16 protein-coding genes and 1 pseudogene are annotated in these 15,928 nt (G+C 41.8%); 8 read left to right on the top strand and 9 right to left on the bottom strand.

Features of this window, described 5'->3' with window-relative positions; all coding sequences use genetic code 11:
- Window positions 1-365: 365 nt before the first annotated feature.
- The 6 genes and pseudogenes from P3339_RS09665 (at window position 366) to P3339_RS09690 (ending at window position 4,823) form a co-directional block, all read left to right on the top strand.
- The gene (locus tag P3339_RS09665) at window positions 366-842 is read left to right on the top strand and encodes a hypothetical protein (RefSeq protein ID WP_282953236.1); all 477 of its coding nucleotides are present in this window, start codon (window positions 366-368) and stop codon (window positions 840-842) included.
- A 32-nt stretch (window positions 843-874) separates the two neighbouring features.
- Window positions 875-1,663 (top strand): ATP-grasp domain-containing protein, encoded by a 789-nt coding sequence (locus tag P3339_RS09670; protein ID WP_282953237.1) that lies wholly within the window; start codon window positions 875-877, stop codon window positions 1,661-1,663.
- A gap of 104 nt (window positions 1,664-1,767) precedes the next feature.
- Window positions 1,768-2,211, top strand: coding sequence for a hypothetical protein (locus P3339_RS09675; protein WP_282953238.1), 444 nt, complete (start codon window positions 1,768-1,770; stop codon window positions 2,209-2,211).
- 517 nt (window positions 2,212-2,728) lie between these two features.
- Window positions 2,729-3,160: a hypothetical protein gene (locus P3339_RS09680; RefSeq protein WP_282953239.1), complete on the top strand. Its 432-nt coding sequence runs from the start codon at window positions 2,729-2,731 to the stop codon at window positions 3,158-3,160.
- A 31-nt stretch (window positions 3,161-3,191) separates the two neighbouring features.
- A complete protein-coding gene (locus P3339_RS09685) occupies window positions 3,192-3,410 on the top strand; it encodes a hypothetical protein (protein ID WP_282953240.1) in 219 nt (72 codons plus the stop codon).
- 157 nt (window positions 3,411-3,567) lie between these two features.
- A pseudogene (locus tag P3339_RS09690) lies at window positions 3,568-4,823 on the top strand (IS3 family transposase).
- An 867-nt stretch (window positions 4,824-5,690) separates the two neighbouring features.
- Here P3339_RS09690 and P3339_RS09695 read toward each other — a convergent pair.
- The 4 genes from P3339_RS09695 to P3339_RS09710 all read right to left on the bottom strand — a co-directional run bounded on the left by P3339_RS09695 (window position 5,691) and on the right by P3339_RS09710 (window position 8,654).
- The gene (locus tag P3339_RS09695) at window positions 5,691-5,909 is read right to left on the bottom strand and encodes a hypothetical protein (protein WP_282953241.1); all 219 of its coding nucleotides are present in this window, start codon (window positions 5,907-5,909) and stop codon (window positions 5,691-5,693) included.
- A 75-nt stretch (window positions 5,910-5,984) separates the two neighbouring features.
- Complete coding sequence (locus P3339_RS09700; protein WP_282953242.1) at window positions 5,985-6,314, bottom strand: hypothetical protein; 330 nt, start codon at window positions 6,312-6,314, stop codon at window positions 5,985-5,987.
- A 54-nt stretch (window positions 6,315-6,368) separates the two neighbouring features.
- A complete protein-coding gene (locus tag P3339_RS09705) occupies window positions 6,369-6,704 on the bottom strand; it encodes a hypothetical protein (RefSeq protein WP_282953243.1) in 336 nt (111 codons plus the stop codon).
- Window positions 6,705-8,330: 1,626 nt separating this feature from the next.
- Window positions 8,331-8,654: a hypothetical protein gene (locus P3339_RS09710; protein WP_282953244.1), complete on the bottom strand. Its 324-nt coding sequence runs from the start codon at window positions 8,652-8,654 to the stop codon at window positions 8,331-8,333.
- Between the two features lie 2,120 nt (window positions 8,655-10,774).
- On the opposite strand from P3339_RS09710, the gene P3339_RS09715 reads away from it, so the two are divergent.
- On the top strand, window positions 10,775-11,170 hold the full coding sequence (locus P3339_RS09715) for a universal stress protein (protein ID WP_282953245.1): 396 nt from the start codon (window positions 10,775-10,777) through the stop codon (window positions 11,168-11,170).
- A gap of 302 nt (window positions 11,171-11,472) precedes the next feature.
- Here P3339_RS09715 and P3339_RS09720 read toward each other — a convergent pair whose 3' ends face one another.
- From P3339_RS09720 to P3339_RS09740, 5 genes are all read right to left on the bottom strand, one after another.
- Complete coding sequence (locus P3339_RS09720; RefSeq protein WP_282953246.1) at window positions 11,473-11,949, bottom strand: Na+/H+ antiporter NhaA; 477 nt, start codon at window positions 11,947-11,949, stop codon at window positions 11,473-11,475.
- Window positions 11,910-12,701, bottom strand: a complete 792-nt coding sequence (locus P3339_RS09725) for a Na+/H+ antiporter NhaA (RefSeq protein WP_282953247.1) — start codon at window positions 12,699-12,701, stop codon at window positions 11,910-11,912. The genes P3339_RS09720 and P3339_RS09725 overlap by 40 nt, the downstream gene beginning before the upstream one ends.
- Window positions 12,686-12,910, bottom strand: coding sequence for a hypothetical protein (locus tag P3339_RS09730; RefSeq protein WP_282953248.1), 225 nt, complete (start codon window positions 12,908-12,910; stop codon window positions 12,686-12,688). The genes P3339_RS09725 and P3339_RS09730 overlap by 16 nt, the downstream gene beginning before the upstream one ends.
- 639 nt (window positions 12,911-13,549) lie before the next feature.
- Window positions 13,550-13,891 (bottom strand): DUF805 domain-containing protein, encoded by a 342-nt coding sequence (locus P3339_RS09735; protein WP_020413126.1) that lies wholly within the window; start codon window positions 13,889-13,891, stop codon window positions 13,550-13,552.
- A gap of 391 nt (window positions 13,892-14,282) precedes the next feature.
- Complete coding sequence (locus tag P3339_RS09740; protein ID WP_282953249.1) at window positions 14,283-14,861, bottom strand: DJ-1/PfpI family protein; 579 nt, start codon at window positions 14,859-14,861, stop codon at window positions 14,283-14,285.
- Window positions 14,862-15,210: 349 nt separating this feature from the next.
- Between P3339_RS09740 and cysC the strand changes: the two genes are divergently transcribed.
- Window positions 15,211-15,840, top strand: a complete 630-nt coding sequence (gene cysC, locus P3339_RS09745) for an adenylyl-sulfate kinase (RefSeq protein WP_282953250.1) — start codon at window positions 15,211-15,213, stop codon at window positions 15,838-15,840.
- Window positions 15,841-15,928 lie beyond the last annotated feature (88 nt).

Raw genomic sequence — 15,928 nt, forward strand, 5'->3', positions numbered from 1 at the left:
AATCTGAATTTCCTAAGGCACTTTCGGACTTGTATACGATTAAAGTAGCCAAAATGATGGAAAAAAGGGGGACTTTGATCCCGATACAAAGTTAGGCCTATTTTCCTGTGAAAAGGCAGTGGAGTCCTTACGTGAACTTATAACCGAATGTGAGGGTGTTGGTAAGGTTCTGTACAAAGAGGGGTTTGGAACGGCAGTAGTTGGCTCTGTTCGAGCCTACATTGATCAAAAATGTGGGAATGGAGTATTTGATCTATGGCTCAATCATTTCGAGCGCAAAGAATACTCTAAGTGCCTAGAAGTAATTCGGAAACTACATTGAGCAATCACATAACAAGGCGTTGCAGTGCGATGTTAGGGAACTTATGAGACTATTGCTCGCGTTCATATCAGCAGCGGCATCTCCTGCCTTACTGATGGTCATATGGTATCTGTACGGGCAATTTCAGATATTTGAGGCAGGTGATCCATATATCTGGGTTCGCACAGGAAATTTTGCTATGATTTGCTTCTTTGTGTCTGGTGCATTTGTGTTGTTACTCGGGCTACCTGCCTATTTTGTTTTGCGTAAGTTTCGGTTGGTTCGCTGGTGGTCGACTTTGGTTGTTGGTTTTTCTTTGGCTGCAATCCCAATGGCAATTTTCACTTGGCCTCTGAAGTATCCAGAGCTAAAAACAAGTGCTTCTGTAAACGGTGTGCAAACAATGGTAGATGGTGTGCCCACAGTAGCTGGCTGGCTTCAGTTTACGCAGGGAGTTCTATTTCTTGGGGTGTGCGGCCTCGTGGGTGCATTAGCGTTCTGGCTGACCGCCCCTAACAAGTTTAGACAAGGGACGCAGTAAACTGCGCCTCTGCTAAAAGCGTTAGGCAGTAAATGAGTATGAGAATAATATTTCCGGCTGATCCATTAGACGAAAAGCAAGCTGACGGCCCCTTTAGGGATGAGTATCTTTCACTCAAGTCTAGGGGAGTCGATTGCTCCCTATTTGATTACGACTCAGTTGAATTTGATGAGTTTCGCCCAAAACCGCAATTAAATAAGGGAGAGCTTATTTTATATCGTGGATGGATGATGAAACCGTCCGTCTATGAAAAACTCACATCAATGGTGGAGCGTAAAGGTGGGAAAATGCTCACCCCACCTCAAAGCTTTATTCGCTCACACCATTTACCCTGCTGGTATGAGAGTTGTAAAAAATTAACACCAGAAACCATTTTTTCTGATTCAGAAAAGGATTTAGAGAAATTAGCCGATGATTTAGGTTGGGGGCGTTTCTTCGTTAAGGACTTTGTAAAGTCGAACTATAACGAGCGTGGTTCGATAGCTAATTCACCATCTGAAGTGCTAGAGATTGTAAGTCTTATTAAAGAGCACAGAGGAGAGATCGAGGGAGGTATATCACTAAGAAGAGTTGAGGAGTATCTCCCAGAAACCGAGCAAAGATATTTCGTTCTAAATGGAAGGGCATATTCAGCTGATGGAAATGTGCCTGATTTGGTCTCAGAGATATCAAAAATTCATGCGGCACCATTTTACTCAGTCGATGTAATTCAAAGGTCTGATGGTGTGTTACGGTTAGTAGAACTGGGTGACGGCCAAGTTTCCGATAAAAAGACCTGGGATCCAGATGTGTTTTGCCAAATGATTGCAGAAAATGCCTAACAAGTCAGTGATGTGCGCTCCAGGCTTGCAGCCTTCCGCCGGACTCGCTACGCTCGCCGCATACTGAGGCGTTATGAATACAGAGGAAAATATAGATGTGTTTTATGAAGAAACTTTTGGTAGGGATTTCTGTTCTCGCAACGGGTTGTACTAGCCTTTCCACTGACTTGAAATTGGTCACTGAAGGTTCCGAAATATCAGAGTTAAAAGTATTTCGGGAATCTGCATTTCAGAATGGAGCAATAAGCATGTATATTGGCGAATCAGACAAATATTTCCTCAGGCTGAGGAGTGGGCAGCATGGTTCAGTCAAGATGAATTCAGGTGTTCATACCATTCAAGCTAAGGCTGATGCTAGCCCGTCTTCTTCGATAGAAATAGAGCTAAAACCGAACGAGACAACGTGTTTGAAGGGCAGCCCTAATAAAGCGGCTCTAGGTGCAGTAGTAATTCCGATTGTTGGCAACATGGTTCCATCATTCGTACTTACAGAAATAAAATGCCCTGCCGATCAGGCAGAAGAGGCCAATGGTAGTAGAAATTCATAACAAGCGATTCAAAAACCGCTCCACTTCGTTCTGCTGGACGCGCCTATCGGCGCGCCTTTTAGCCGGGCATTATGCATCTTTTGGGGAAGAATGTTGATTTTCTATTTTGTTGTTAGTTCTATAGCCTCAGTTATCTGGCTCGGTGGACTTGGTTATTTACTGAAAATATCTTTAAATAAATCGAATACAAGAACCACGCATAGCTCAGGTTCGATATCCGTATTTTTTTCTGCTTTCGCTAAAGCTATATTCTTACCTACCAAAATTGGTAATTCAGCAGTAGAAATTAACGTTGCCAGGTTTAGCCTAGTGGTTCTTATTGTGTTTTTAGTAAGCTTTTATTTGTGTGTAAGGGAATTCATTCATATATATGCATAACAAGCCACTTAAAGTTCAGCCGCGTTGCGGCTTGAACCTCCGTTTCGGCGCTCGTTTTTGGGTTAACGCTAGGCTACCCAAAAACGTTCGTCTTCACTTCGGCCCTTTAGCGGGGCGTTATGAGTAAAGGAAGTACCGAGTGAGTAATGAAGATTGGTATAGGAACGAAGAGTGGAGAGAAGAAATTGAAAGCATGTTCTCCGAGAAGCTTAAGCGTGCTCGCCGAAAAGAACAGTATTTGCAGGTCCAGGCTTGTACCATTGCCAGCACAGAGCCTGATGTTGCACTTTCACTACTAGAACAATACTTCCAGCTAAAAGATGACTTCGATCATGCTCGGGCTTACTGTGATATGGCGACTGTATATATCGCTAAAGGTCAAATCAAAAATGCAATCAACTCTTTAGTTAAGGCCTTAGAGCGAGAGTCGGTATTTCCAAATCTAAAAACCGAAGCATATATTCTCTACCCAATGCTCATCGTGGAGTATAAGCTTCCTGACTTGTATCAGTCTGCCAACGAAGCCCTAGATGAGCATCAGGGGCGGGTAATGTTTCCCGTCGATTATTGATCTAGCAATAAAGAATAATACTAAAAGCAAATTGTCAGTTGGGTTTGATGCTGCTCAGCTAAAACCATTGGTGAGTGGCGGTTTCGCTAAATTTGAAAATCCAGAAAAATTGCCCGTATTCATAGATAACAAGCATCAATTTTGTCTGTATATGGCAGAACCGCTCATAGAGGTGGTTGATACAGATAAACCTGGAAAATATGAAGTACTATATGGCGAAGAGGTTCTAAAACCAATTCAATGCAAGTAACAACTTCTAACAAGGCAAGGCAAAATCGCCCTGCGGGCTGGACGCACTTCGTGCGCCTTTGCTTGCGGCGTTAGGGGTAAGACTTACCCACGTTTAGTAGACACCCTGATCTTACCCCATTTTAACGGACACAAAAGTCAAACAGACGAGGTGTCTTATGCTAAAATACAAAAAACCTAGAAAGACTTGGCAGTATTCAAACGAATTCAAAGTGAAAGCGGTAATGCTTAGCTTGATAGAGGGCATTCAAGTTAAGGAAGTGGCTGAAACTCTCGACATTCACCCATTCACCCATTCACCCATTCACCCATTCACCCATTCACCCATTCACCCATTCACCCATTCACCCATTCACCCTTTCATGCTGTCACGATGACGAAATGCGTTTCAGGAAGGGAAGATTGTGGCAGATAAACGAAGAAAGCTTACTGATGTAGTCTCTAGAACAGAAAAGGAATTTTTTAGGGTAAAGCGTTTAGAGGCGGAGAATCGTAAATTAAAGCAGGAGCTTGATTTGCTAAAAATGTGGCAACGGTTTCTTGCGGAGGAACATCAGCAAGATATCAATTTATCCAGAGGTTCGGATCAGAACTAGGTATCAAAAGAACTTGTCAGTGGCTAGGAGTATCGCGCAGTGGCTATTATGATTGGCTGAAGAGGTTGCGATCGCACCGAAAACACCAAGATGATGATCTAAAGATTCAGATTCAAAAGATTTCGGATGACTCTGCAGGGCGCTATGGTAGTCCAAGATTTTGGAAAGCCCTGCAGACCAAGGGCTATGAAGTTAGCCGTAAGCGCGTAGCCCGTCTGATGCAGGAATTAGGAGTCGTAGCCAGAGTTACGAGAGTGGCACGTAGGGCACCAGGCATAAAGCGTTTCCGAGCCTCTGGGGAGAATCTTAGACCGGAAGGAGCTGTACCTAAAAGCAAGAATCAAGGTTGGGTTGCTGACATAACTTACCTTAAGGTTAAGGGTCAATGGCAGTACTTGTCAGTGGTGATGGATTTGTATTCTCGCCGAGTAATCGGTTGGAGTTTGGACACGAAGAGAACAACAGAATTAACCCGAAAAACCCTGATGAATGCTGTAAGGAAAAGAGGATCACAACCGGAATTAATATTACACACGGACAGAAGTGTAGAGTACAGAAGGTCCGAGTATCAAAAAGAGTTGAGAAGATATGGAATCCAGCATAGCTTGAGTAGAGCGGGTAAATGTGCGGATAATGCTCATATGGAGTCGTTCTTCCATAGCTTAAAAGCTGAACTGATTAGAGAAACTAGCTTCCAAACAATGAGCCATTTATAGTATGCTCTGGCTCGATATATTAATGATTTTTACAACCGTAAGCGGCTGCATTCAGCTCTAGGCTATCAATCACCAATAGAATATGAGCGAATAGCAGCATGAAAAGTAGTGTGTCCGTTTTATCGGGGCAAGATCACTGTGAGCTTTCTTATGTTTGAGAGGCTGTCCTTCTTTTTCTTGACATGTAATCAATTAAAGTAATAATTATAAGTCTGTCTATTTCGTCAGAATGGAGACTGTTCGTAATAACTGCAACTTTGTTGCACGATGGCTCAGATTTGGCTGCGGTTTTAGAAAAAATATTTCCGTAATTTTTTTGACCATCAAAGCTGTAAACCTTTAACGCACCTATAGTCCCATAAGTGATATCCCCTGCGGATTCAAAAAAAGGTAAATAGCAAAGCTACAAATACTGTTAGTTTATTTGGCTTCATAATAACCATTTAGATGGATTAGAGTTCCTTTCGGTTTATATCGTTGGAATTCATTGTGGGGATCCAAAGGGGGTGGAAAAGCACACTGCAGAATATACTCGGCGCTTGAATACTGTAGCTTGTTGTTATTTCGTGACGGTTAAATGGCACTGGGTCTGATTAATTACAGTTGTTGATAGTCAGTTTTTTATCGTAAGTAAAATGTTTAGCACACTTAGCTTCCTAGGAACTGATAGTCCCAAGAAAACACTAAAAATTCGGAAGCCTCTCGTGTGACCTATCTTTATTCTTAAGTTGAGAGTTTGCTGAAGATGGTGGCATTAGTGCTATGTGTAGGCCATATTCATAAGTATTTAACTCTAGGCAGAGACGACTGGATCTCAATACAAGTCGCTCTGGCTCAAAGAGTCTCTGCTGTCGAGGTTTGTTTTGCTATTCGGTTATGTAGGTGGCTTTAATTTTTTATCCAGAAGTCTTGGCTGCCTTCTAAAAGTAACTTTTCTCTTTGCTATACTAGCTGACAGTAAAGTAGGTTTTAAGATGGGGTCAGCGGAAGTGATGTACCTGTAAAACCATTGAAAGTAAGGCGCTTACTTTTCGAGGCATCGTTAGACCCTTCTTCTAAACAGAGTACAACATTACCTTCTTCTTGGGAATAGAGGCGTTCAATTCCCCCTTCTGTCGAAGCCCCTGAATGTGCCAGTGCTGATGTGAACATTGTAATAATTGAAGGTAATATTATAGATATTTTCATATTTGCTCCTGTTTATTTTGGTTGACCGTGAGAGGTAGCTAATGAAGTCAATAACCAAAAATTGTCCTAGTTAATCTATGGCCGTAATGTCATTGAAGCTACTCTTGCATGTCCCTCTGAGTCGCAACCGGCAACCCAGGTATCAATTCCTTTTCCTGTGGCCAATGCTGTTAACGCCATGGAAACCATTGTTTCATAACCTGGTTGTGTGCAAGATAAATTAACAATTCGAGGGTTGGAGCAGCTGTCAGGATTTTTGTGATCAGTTTTGAACGTAATCTCGAAGCCTTTATTCTCCGATGAGCATTCCCTTTGCTGTATCATTTCAATATCCCGAATTCCGCTCCAGCCATTTGCTAAGGTTTCCATTGATAGGAAAAGGCTAAATAAAATAATCTTTCTCATCAGTGTTTCTCCATTTGTTAGTTTTGATAATGTATTTTCAAATATTTTGCGGGGCTATTTTTTAATGTAGAGCGTCTGTATTATTGGGTTGTTGAACAGGCACTCTGCTGAGCTTGAATCATCGTATCCTATATTGACTGTTTTTGAGCTGGCAAAAGCAGTTAATGCAGCTGAATACACTTCTTTAGCAGTGAAGCTGCTGGCAAGAGAAATTCTTACTTGTGAGCTTCCACTGCATGGGGTATCAGAAATGCTTGGATAAACGCCTATATAGACAGTTTTCGTAGATTCACTTATGCCTATACCTGTTATTTCAACATCCTGAGAAGCTGATAAAGAACTCATGGATATCCCGCTAATCATAAAACTAAAAACTAATTTTTTTAACATGTTCAGATTCCTAAATGTATACAATTTGAGATTACACGTGTGCCGCGCTGTTAAGCAGAAAAGTAGCCCTGACCTAATCTGGGGCTGCTTGATTTTAACTGTCTGCTATGCGCAGCTTATGATACCAATTAGCCCAATGGTAATTTCATCATTCCCAATTGTTAATCCATTCAATTTCATGTGCATTTGAAGATATATCCCTTGATTCTTTAACATTTACACTTACTTTTTTCCTGAAGCTTGTGCAGATAATATTGTAGATAAAACCCTTGGGTAAGAAGCTTTTGAATTTTTAAGGTAGGTATACATAACCCCGCTACAATCTCCCTGATAATTTACGTGTGTACGTAATATATTTACAAAAGCACTACCATTATCGCGAGTTGCTTGCACTGTGATACCTTTTACATCGATGTAGCCACATTCTAAATATGCATATGATTGTGTAAAGAGAGCTGAAAGGGTTGTCATTATTGAAATAATAAAAAATTTCTTTTTTTAACGTTATAAATACTTTAAATTAGCTCTCGATGATGATTTTTTATGCTGACATAGATAACTGAAAGATAGATATATCTACTTGTAAATATAGCGACCCTAGGATCGCGGGCAGCTACAGCTGCCATCTAATACTATTTCTGGTACAGCCTAACAGCTCTAATCATACAATGTGTTTTTCCTTCCGAAGCATACCATTCATTACTTTTATAGACCTGAAGCTTTACTGGAGTTTTAGAATGAAAGGCACTCAAAAGTAACGATGTTAATTCCATACGGTTAATGGAGTCTTTAGCAACGAACCCACCTTCTGGACACTCTTCAAACCCCGTGTCAACGGCGACGACTAGTTCAGCCTGGTGAGTGTATGTTCGTATTTCAGTAACTTCTGCACTAGTCGACATAAGGCAGCCATATTTGCAGAGAGGGTCATCGCCATCTCCATACGCTAGTATATTGCTTGAGCCTAATAGAAAAGACAAAGCTCCGATTGAGCTACCAACTAGTTTCATCATACCTCTATTTACCCTCGATTTATAATTAGACACACATAAACCCCTGAATATGGACGGCAGAAGTATAACGTGAACAAGCTTGTGAAAGCCATCTAGCGAAAGGGGTTTTACGTAGGTTTCTTTTGATTTTAAAGAAATGATATTCATGGTTAGTGGGAGACCCTTACCGGCTTCGCCATAGTAATCTTTGTGACTTAATATGCAGACGACTGATTAAAGGGGGGCTTAAAGGTATCAATCAGCCCTATATGAGCGTCATTTTATTTTTGGTTGATAAATACACAGAGTTGTTTGTCTATTCCGGGATGCCCCTAAGAGTATCTTATTAATCAACCTTGAGCTTCCAGCTATTGGAAGATGGGGTATGAATGATTGAATTTTGAGCTAAGCGGTGTTTATATATACAGTTTATTTATTTGCTAAAAAATAGAAGTCTCACCAAATGCAGAGTGTAACACATTGATGATAGAGTGCTTTGTGCAAAAAAGTGCTTGAAAATCAGCTGTAAATTCCCAGTTATCATAAGCTAAATATTGTTTTTTTGAGGAGGCGTGCTCTGAATTTACTTAGGAGGGTGAATATTTATAACTTCCCATCTTTTTTTGAGTGTAACCTAATGGCTGCTAATTCTCTCGTAGAGAATAACTCCAGAAAAAAGGTTTACCTTCAGCTCAAATCTTTGGTAGTTTTTATAGGCTTTAATGACCCACTGGTCATCCAATAACTCTATGTCTATTGGTGTATAATTATGCTGCTCTAAGATGGTAATTATAGAGGATAGTGGTAGGGCATTGTTAGGCAGCTTACTGTTATAGAGGCTGTTTGAATGTAAAGGTCGAGCAGCCAAAGCCTCCGATGGGGAGGGCTTATTAGCAGTAGCAAAATTAGAAGCCATCGCAGTAATTATAATCAGTAAAAATATATTACTATTTTTCATCGAATGATACTTCCTGTTGATAAAATTCTATAGCTGCCAACAAATGGATAGCATACTTTCTACCAACTTTCAATCTTTATAGTTGAGATTTATATGTAAACTTAAAAGCTATTTGTGACTGGGACAAGTGAAAGTAGCTATTAGTTCGAAATATTTCCATTAATTAAAAGCCTGTGCCGGTCTGCTAGATTCTAGCTTGGTTACCTGAGACTCCGATGCAGAGTTGTGAATAGGTGCGAATAATCAGACAATTATATGAGAAACAGATATGCAGAGGGTGGAACAACTGCACATAGCTGTAATCAAACGTAGATTTTACTTCGACTTTACTATATTCATCTTAAGCCAAGATAATTGATCAATAAGGTGAATTGGGTGGTTCCTTTTTTGATCTTGAGCCATCTGTGGCGGTATGCACTTAATCTGATTTTTTGTATATTTCTAAGTCTATCTTCCAAATTGGCATGCTAACTGGCCATGCTTACTCTTGTGGAAGCTATCTAAATATATTTTTGCATTATTCATCTGGTTTGGATAATTGATGATATCGGGGGTGGACCCTGAGTTTTTTCCAAATTTAGGGGCTCTGAATTTTTTGGGGTGAGCGAATTATGCTTACAGAAAGATGATGTAACGTTTAATTTTTAATGGTAAAACGAAATTAAGAATGTTTAAAATGTCAATGATTTTGATCTGAATGTGGCAGGATCTGGGGGGGTAAGTGAGCTCGACCAGCTTTAAGATTATATAATTTCCATCTCACCAACTCCCTCGCTTTTGCAAAAGAGCTGGCATGGGTGTTTGAAACGACGGCAGTTTTGCGAATTCTAAATCAAATTCATAATTATTGAGATTAATTTTTTAGCGAACGACTGTTAGATTGACGACACAGAGAGCCTGTCGAGATGTTTGGGTTTGGGGTTGATACTGAGATGGCAGGTGAGGGGATAAAAGCTGTGAGGGATCTTGGTTAAAAATTGCTCGCAAATCTTAGTGTTTTGATTTAGGTAAGAGCAGGTGGCGGCAAAAAGCTTGAATTTTATAGAAATGAGTGTTTCGATGTTTTCGAAACCGGAAGGCAGGAAGAGCGAAGATTAATCTAAAATATTTACTTTCCCTGGATATTTTCGATTTAGGCATGATAAACATATCAGCTGTTGATTGTATTTCTTTGTATAGATATGGGTTTTATGCCACTTCCCTTCTGAGGTCTATCTCTAACATCACTGGCAGCTTTGACTTTGACCCATGAAGCAGATTCCAATGGTTGTTGTAAAATCAGCGGGCCATCTTCATAGAAGCCTGTATGGGTGAGAGTACACTTTGCAATATAGATACGCAATGGTAGGTGGTTTTATTAGTATTTTGGTGCTGTTGGCTCCCGTTCTAGGAGGTATATTTTCTCGCGGTTTGCGGCTCATTAATTACGCCGAGATGCCTAAAGCTATAAGCTGCCTTTAGGTTTAAATTTACTTTCTTTAAGGTCGCAAGTCTATATACTATGCCTCTCGATATAACCTTGATGATGTGCGGCATCTTAATCGGGTCTTATCTATATCAGGCTTTATGAAGTCAGTGGTCATGGCTTATCTGATTTCATATTTGTGAATAGAGGGCCTAGTTAAGAGTGGAAAACTCCTAGGCTAGGCACAAGTTATCTTGACGATAAATACTTCTCTGCTTGGCTTTTGCGTTCAATAGTAATACTGTAAGCTCTAATTGTAATTGCTTCATCCAACTTACCCTTCTCTATATTGCTAAAAACTCAGTTTTTTAGCAGGGAGTAACTTTTTGTTATTGCTCTAATTTTAACAAGCTTATACTGTTTTAAGCCTACATGATATTCTTGGTTCAGGATAGTAAAAGTTTCATAGGGGTTTTAGTTTCGAGGTGAATGTCCAAGCAGCGATGATTTTATTGCTGAAGTCGTTTTATTGTTTTTGGCTAATTAACTCGTGATTTTGATCTAATGATGATAAATTCTACATGATTTCCAAGGGGGTTATAGAGGGAGGGGCGGTCAAATTTTGACTGGTTAATGTACTGGTAATTTTGATTTTGTGGTTTTGTTTAGGTGTTTTTTCCATAAAGAGCATTAATATACCATAGGAGATTAAAAGATGTATAAGAGCATTCTATGTGCTATAGAGGCATCACATGAAGGCAGGCTTGTTCTTTCAAAAGCGGTAGAGCTTTCGAAGAAATTTGAAAGTAAATTGTTTGTTCTAAATGTGTTGCCTTATGGCTTCTTGCCGAGGGATTATCAGAAGGAGTTAAAGGAGAGTGCTCTGCCGAAATTTGAAGATATCGTATCCGATTTTGGTATTTCCAAAAAGAACAGGGCTCTTAAGGTAGGAAAACCTTACGAAGTCATATGTAAGGAATCTGTGAAGAGGAAGGTAGATTTAATCGTGCTGGGTACTCATTCCAAGAAGGGGTTGAGTTCTATTATTGGATCTACGGCAAATGGTATAGTGAATCATGCGCATTGTGATGTAACTTTAGTCAGAATTTAACTTCCTGGAACTAGAGAAATACTGTGCGTATAGCTTTGTCGGGGTTTAATCTATTGGTTTAGCTTGGCCTTACGTAGAAAGGTTTTGGGCAAGTTTGCAAAATCTGAATGCTACTATGCAAGTAGCGATGCTGGTTTTATGGTTAAACCTTGCTAGGTGGTGATCTCGATCATTAACTTCAGCGTGCGCTTGTTGTCATGGTTAATTATTACAGAACGTAGAATTGAAAGGCCGAGTAACAAGAATTTACTCGGCCAAAGAAGTGCTTGATTCAGTTTTCTAGGTTGCGCTAAAGCTAATGTTTACTGGGATAAAGATTGAGTTGGATAATCGAAGTCGTCGCCTTGAGCCTCTTCATCATCAATGGTAGTGGTTGCAGGAGCATTGCGTAATACCAGGAAGCCAGCGGTTCCAGCTATTACAGAGGCTAGTAGAATGCCAGCTTTGGCCTGAATTAGTAGCTCATACTGAGAGCTAAACGCAAGCTCGGCGATAAAGATTGACATGGTAAAGCCGATACCTGCGAGCAATGCCACACCGATTATATGTTGAAAATTAGCTGCCTTGGGTAATCTCCCCCATCCTAACTTCCAGCCAATCCAGGTTGCGCCCACAATACCCACGAGCTTGCCAAAGACCAAGCCTCCTATAACTCCAAGAGTAACTGGGTTAAAAACTGCCGCTGAGCTACTAAAGCTATCGAATGGGATGCCAGCATTGGCGAGGGCGAATATTGGGATTACAAGAAAGCCAACAGGGATATGTAAACGGGTTTCCATACGCTGCAGGGGGATTGGGCGAGGCTCACGCCATTACCCAGGGCCATAACGCGCGCGCGTAGTGCATCGTTGGCAATAATCTTATCACCTGGGCGGAAGCAGCGGTCAAAGCTGCGGATAATATCCTTTACAAATGTGCTAAAAGCAACAGGATCATATTTTGGCTTGGCAGGTAATGCCATAGCGGTAATGACGCCCGCAAGCGTGGCATGAACGCCTGCTAAGTAAAGTCCATACCATAATAGTATCCCAAGGAATACGTAGGCTGATGATCGACGTACGCCGGCAGCGTTAAGAAGCCCCATTATTACAATTAGGCTTCCAGATGCGATTAGAGCTATAACGTTCACCTGCTCGGTATACCAGATGGCGATCACGAGGATTGCGCCGAGGTCATCAACAATAGCTAGGGCAACCAGGAAAGTGACCACTGCACGGGGAACCCTGTTCCCTAGTAACGCAATGCATCCTACTGCGAAAGCGATATCAGTAGCCATGGGGATACCCCATCCACGCCCTGCCTCTCCGCCAATATTAAAAGAGGTATAAACTAAAGCAGGTACTAGCATGCCGCCGATAGCTGCCATTACAGGTAATACAGCTTGACGCAGGTCGGAGAGCTCTCCTACAAGAAATTCACGTTTAAGCTCCAGCCCCACTAGAAAAAAGAAGATGGCCATCAGGCCGTCATTGATCCAGTGGTGCAAAGACAGAGAAAGCTCCCAATCACCTGTACCTAAGCTGATAGGCATATGCAGTAGGTGCTTATAGGCATCTTGAAGGGGGAGTTAGCGATAATAAGCGCTGCCAGTGCTGATAGCATTAGCAAAATTCCACTGCTGCTTTGGCGATGGATAAACTCTTCAAATGGAGTAACCAGGCGGCCAAATGCTTCTTCCAGCGGTGCCTCAAAAACCTTTCCCTTGCGAATCTTGAACCTATCCAAAACGCTCTTTGCCATCGGCTAATACCCCCTTTCTCAAAGCCAAACCCCATGAAATGTAGGGTTTTTCAATTACCTATAGGAGTCAGAGGTTAGCATGACCCCGATATCTTTAACCAGATTAACGAGGCTTTATTGCACTTGTTCGCTTGAAAGACATATTGCATGTAAAAACAGGATTGCTCTAATTTACAGCGACGTGGATAAGCGGCCTAAGGCTAGTTACGAGTTTCTTCATGAGGGCCTTAAAGAGCCCATACATAATGCAGGGCTAAAGAGATCAGAGTTGTCTTAACTTCGGTTTGGCAGTGTTATTCTTGCAATAAGTGGTTACATTGATTAGGGGTGGTTTGGGTTCCTGTTAAATGCTCAGTGGGAGACGGCAGGGGTGGGGTTGGAAAATAGATGGGTATTATAAAGAGTCGCTGTTGAGTTGTAGTCCACCCTGCCCAACAGGTTAATTTATTAGTTCAAGGCATTTCAAAATGCTCAAGAGGGACTCTGGCTTGCATAGCTCTATATCGAGGATATACAAAATTATATAATTTTGAGGAATTTAATAATTTTTGCAAAAGCTAGGCCTGGAGTGGGCGAGGGGAATGATGCGGCCTATTTGAGTCTAGGCCACATCAATAATTTAACTTGCCTACATATCAATTATGCAAATTTTGGGCTGATGCCCCATTTATTCTCCTCTGTACTATCAAGTACTAGAAAAATAATTAGAACTATTCCGCCAATAAGAGGTATCAGACTCAAAAGCTGCCACCAACCACTTCTACCAGTGTCATGTAGGCGGCGTGCAGTGATGCTGATAGTTGGGACTAGCATTGCAAGGGCAAATAAGATTGCAAGGAACCCGGCACCAAGCGCAGCATCTAGTATGCTTATACCGATGGAAAGTACAAAATAAACCAGGGTAAACATCCAAAATTCAGTGCGACGGGCGCGTCCAGAGAAGTCTGCATATTTACTTAGCGCATCTAGGAAGTACTTCATTTTATTCCTTCATTGGTAATAGATTAATTAATTTTTTTGTGTGACCAAAAAGGCAATTTTTCCTCACCTGTAGCCGAAACTTGACTATATGAGGCTACAGGTTTCTAACTCGAAGCTACCGTAATTTGAGGTGCCCTGCTGGGGGCTGGCTCAACATGTTGTGGCTTAGAGTGCCTTCGATCAGGCTCGGAATAGTAATTACATTTCAGCTGGAATCAATGGGTCGAGCCACACACGCTGTTACAGGGTCCGTGTTGGATAAGTTGATTTCTACAAAAGCTCGAGAGTAGCTCGATCTTTTCATCGGGCAGCGATGGCCAGTCAGCAAGAGATAAGATAAGAGGCTTTCTCTAGCATTAACAAAGATACTTAAAATGGGTTTACCTAGTTGTTAGCTGGGAGACTCACTCTTTAGAGCTGTCCGAATATCACGAAGCCATGCGTATAACCCTGGCCATTCTGTGCCCATCACGAAATTCTTGTTAACAAGCGTCTCATCAAAACTCAACTTTTTCCAGTGTGCCCCTGCTAAGCTTGCCTCAGCCTGGCATACAGGGTGACCAGTTACTGGTAGGTCTTTCATTAGGCCCGTGGCGAGTAGAATCTGGAGTCCTCGACAGATTGTCGCTACGACTTTCTGGGATTCTGCAAAAGCTATTACTAGTGATTTGACGAGTGGATCGTTTCTCAAGGTTTCGCAGGCGCGGCCTCCGGGAAGTATGATAGCATCGTAGTCATTCGCATCTACCCCATTTAATGCTCTATCAACGATAAATCGGTGCCCCTCCCACTCTGTAACCGCTTGATAGCGATCGTTGAAGTCGTGGATGCATGTAGTGATGTATTGGCCGTCAACTTTGCCAGGGCTAGTGGTTTTCACTTCATGTCCTAGCATCTTCAGGCAATGGAATGGAACTGCCAGTTCATAATCTTCAGTAAAATCACCGCATAATATGATGATTCGCCCCATCTTGGACCTCTCCCCATAGCTTGTGGATACTGCGACCTTATATTAGGTGGGTGAAGTCTAGCTGAGTTGGTGGCTGAGCCTGGGAGAGTAATTTTGGGGCTATCCAATGGAATTGGGGAATTTCTCCCTTTCTAAATAGTCGTTTTTTCCTTTTTTTGGCTTTTGGGGCAATTTAGTTCGCCATTTATTATTCACTGGATGAACCTCCGCCCCCAAAATAGCTATAAGCAATCCCTTTACGTCATCCCCTTGAATCCTTGATAATTGGCGCCCAAACTTCCCCGCTAGTTGGTACTTAGTGCTAATGGTGGGGTGCATAGGAATGGTATGTGAAATCTTGGAGTGATCGGTGACTACTACAGTTGAACGCAAAGCGACCAATGTTCATTGGCATGAGGGTGAAGTGACTAGGGAGAAAAGGGCGGAAATCCTTGGTCACAAAGGCGCGACCCTTTGGTTCACTGGTTTGTCTGGTTCTGGCAAGAGCACTGTGGCAGTTGCTGTAGAAAGGGCTCTGGCCGCTAGGGGCGTGCTAAGTTATCGCTTGGATGGGGACAATATTCGCCTGGGTATCAACTCCAACCTTGGCTTCTCTGCTGAAGATCGACAGGAGAACATCCGTCGGGTAGGTGAGATCTCCAAGCTTTTTGCAGATACCGGGGTTGTGGTATTGAGTAGCTTTATTAGTCCATACCGTGATGATCGTGACATGGTCAGAAAAATACACGAATCTGGCGATCTTCCTTACCTAGAAGTTTTTGTGGATTGTCCTCTTGAAGAGGCTGAGTCGCGGGACCCGAAAGGGTTATACAAAAAGGCTAGAGCCGGAGAGATCAAAGGTTTCACAGGCATTGATGATCCCTATGAGGCCCCGCTCTCCCCTGAGCTACACCTAAACACTGCTGAAATGACTCTTGAACAAGAAGTGGAGATGATTATCTCTACATTGCAGGAGAAAGGCGTCATCACTAAAGGCTAATTTATTTCCTTAAGTTCGTCTTGATAGGGGGCCATAGCGCCTCCTTTTTAACTTTCAATAACTACTTGATTTGACTTTCCATAGATAA

This window comes from Microbulbifer sp. MLAF003 (genome assembly GCF_030012965.1).
In the GTDB taxonomy this organism is placed as follows: domain Bacteria; phylum Pseudomonadota; class Gammaproteobacteria; order Pseudomonadales; family Cellvibrionaceae; genus Microbulbifer; species Microbulbifer variabilis.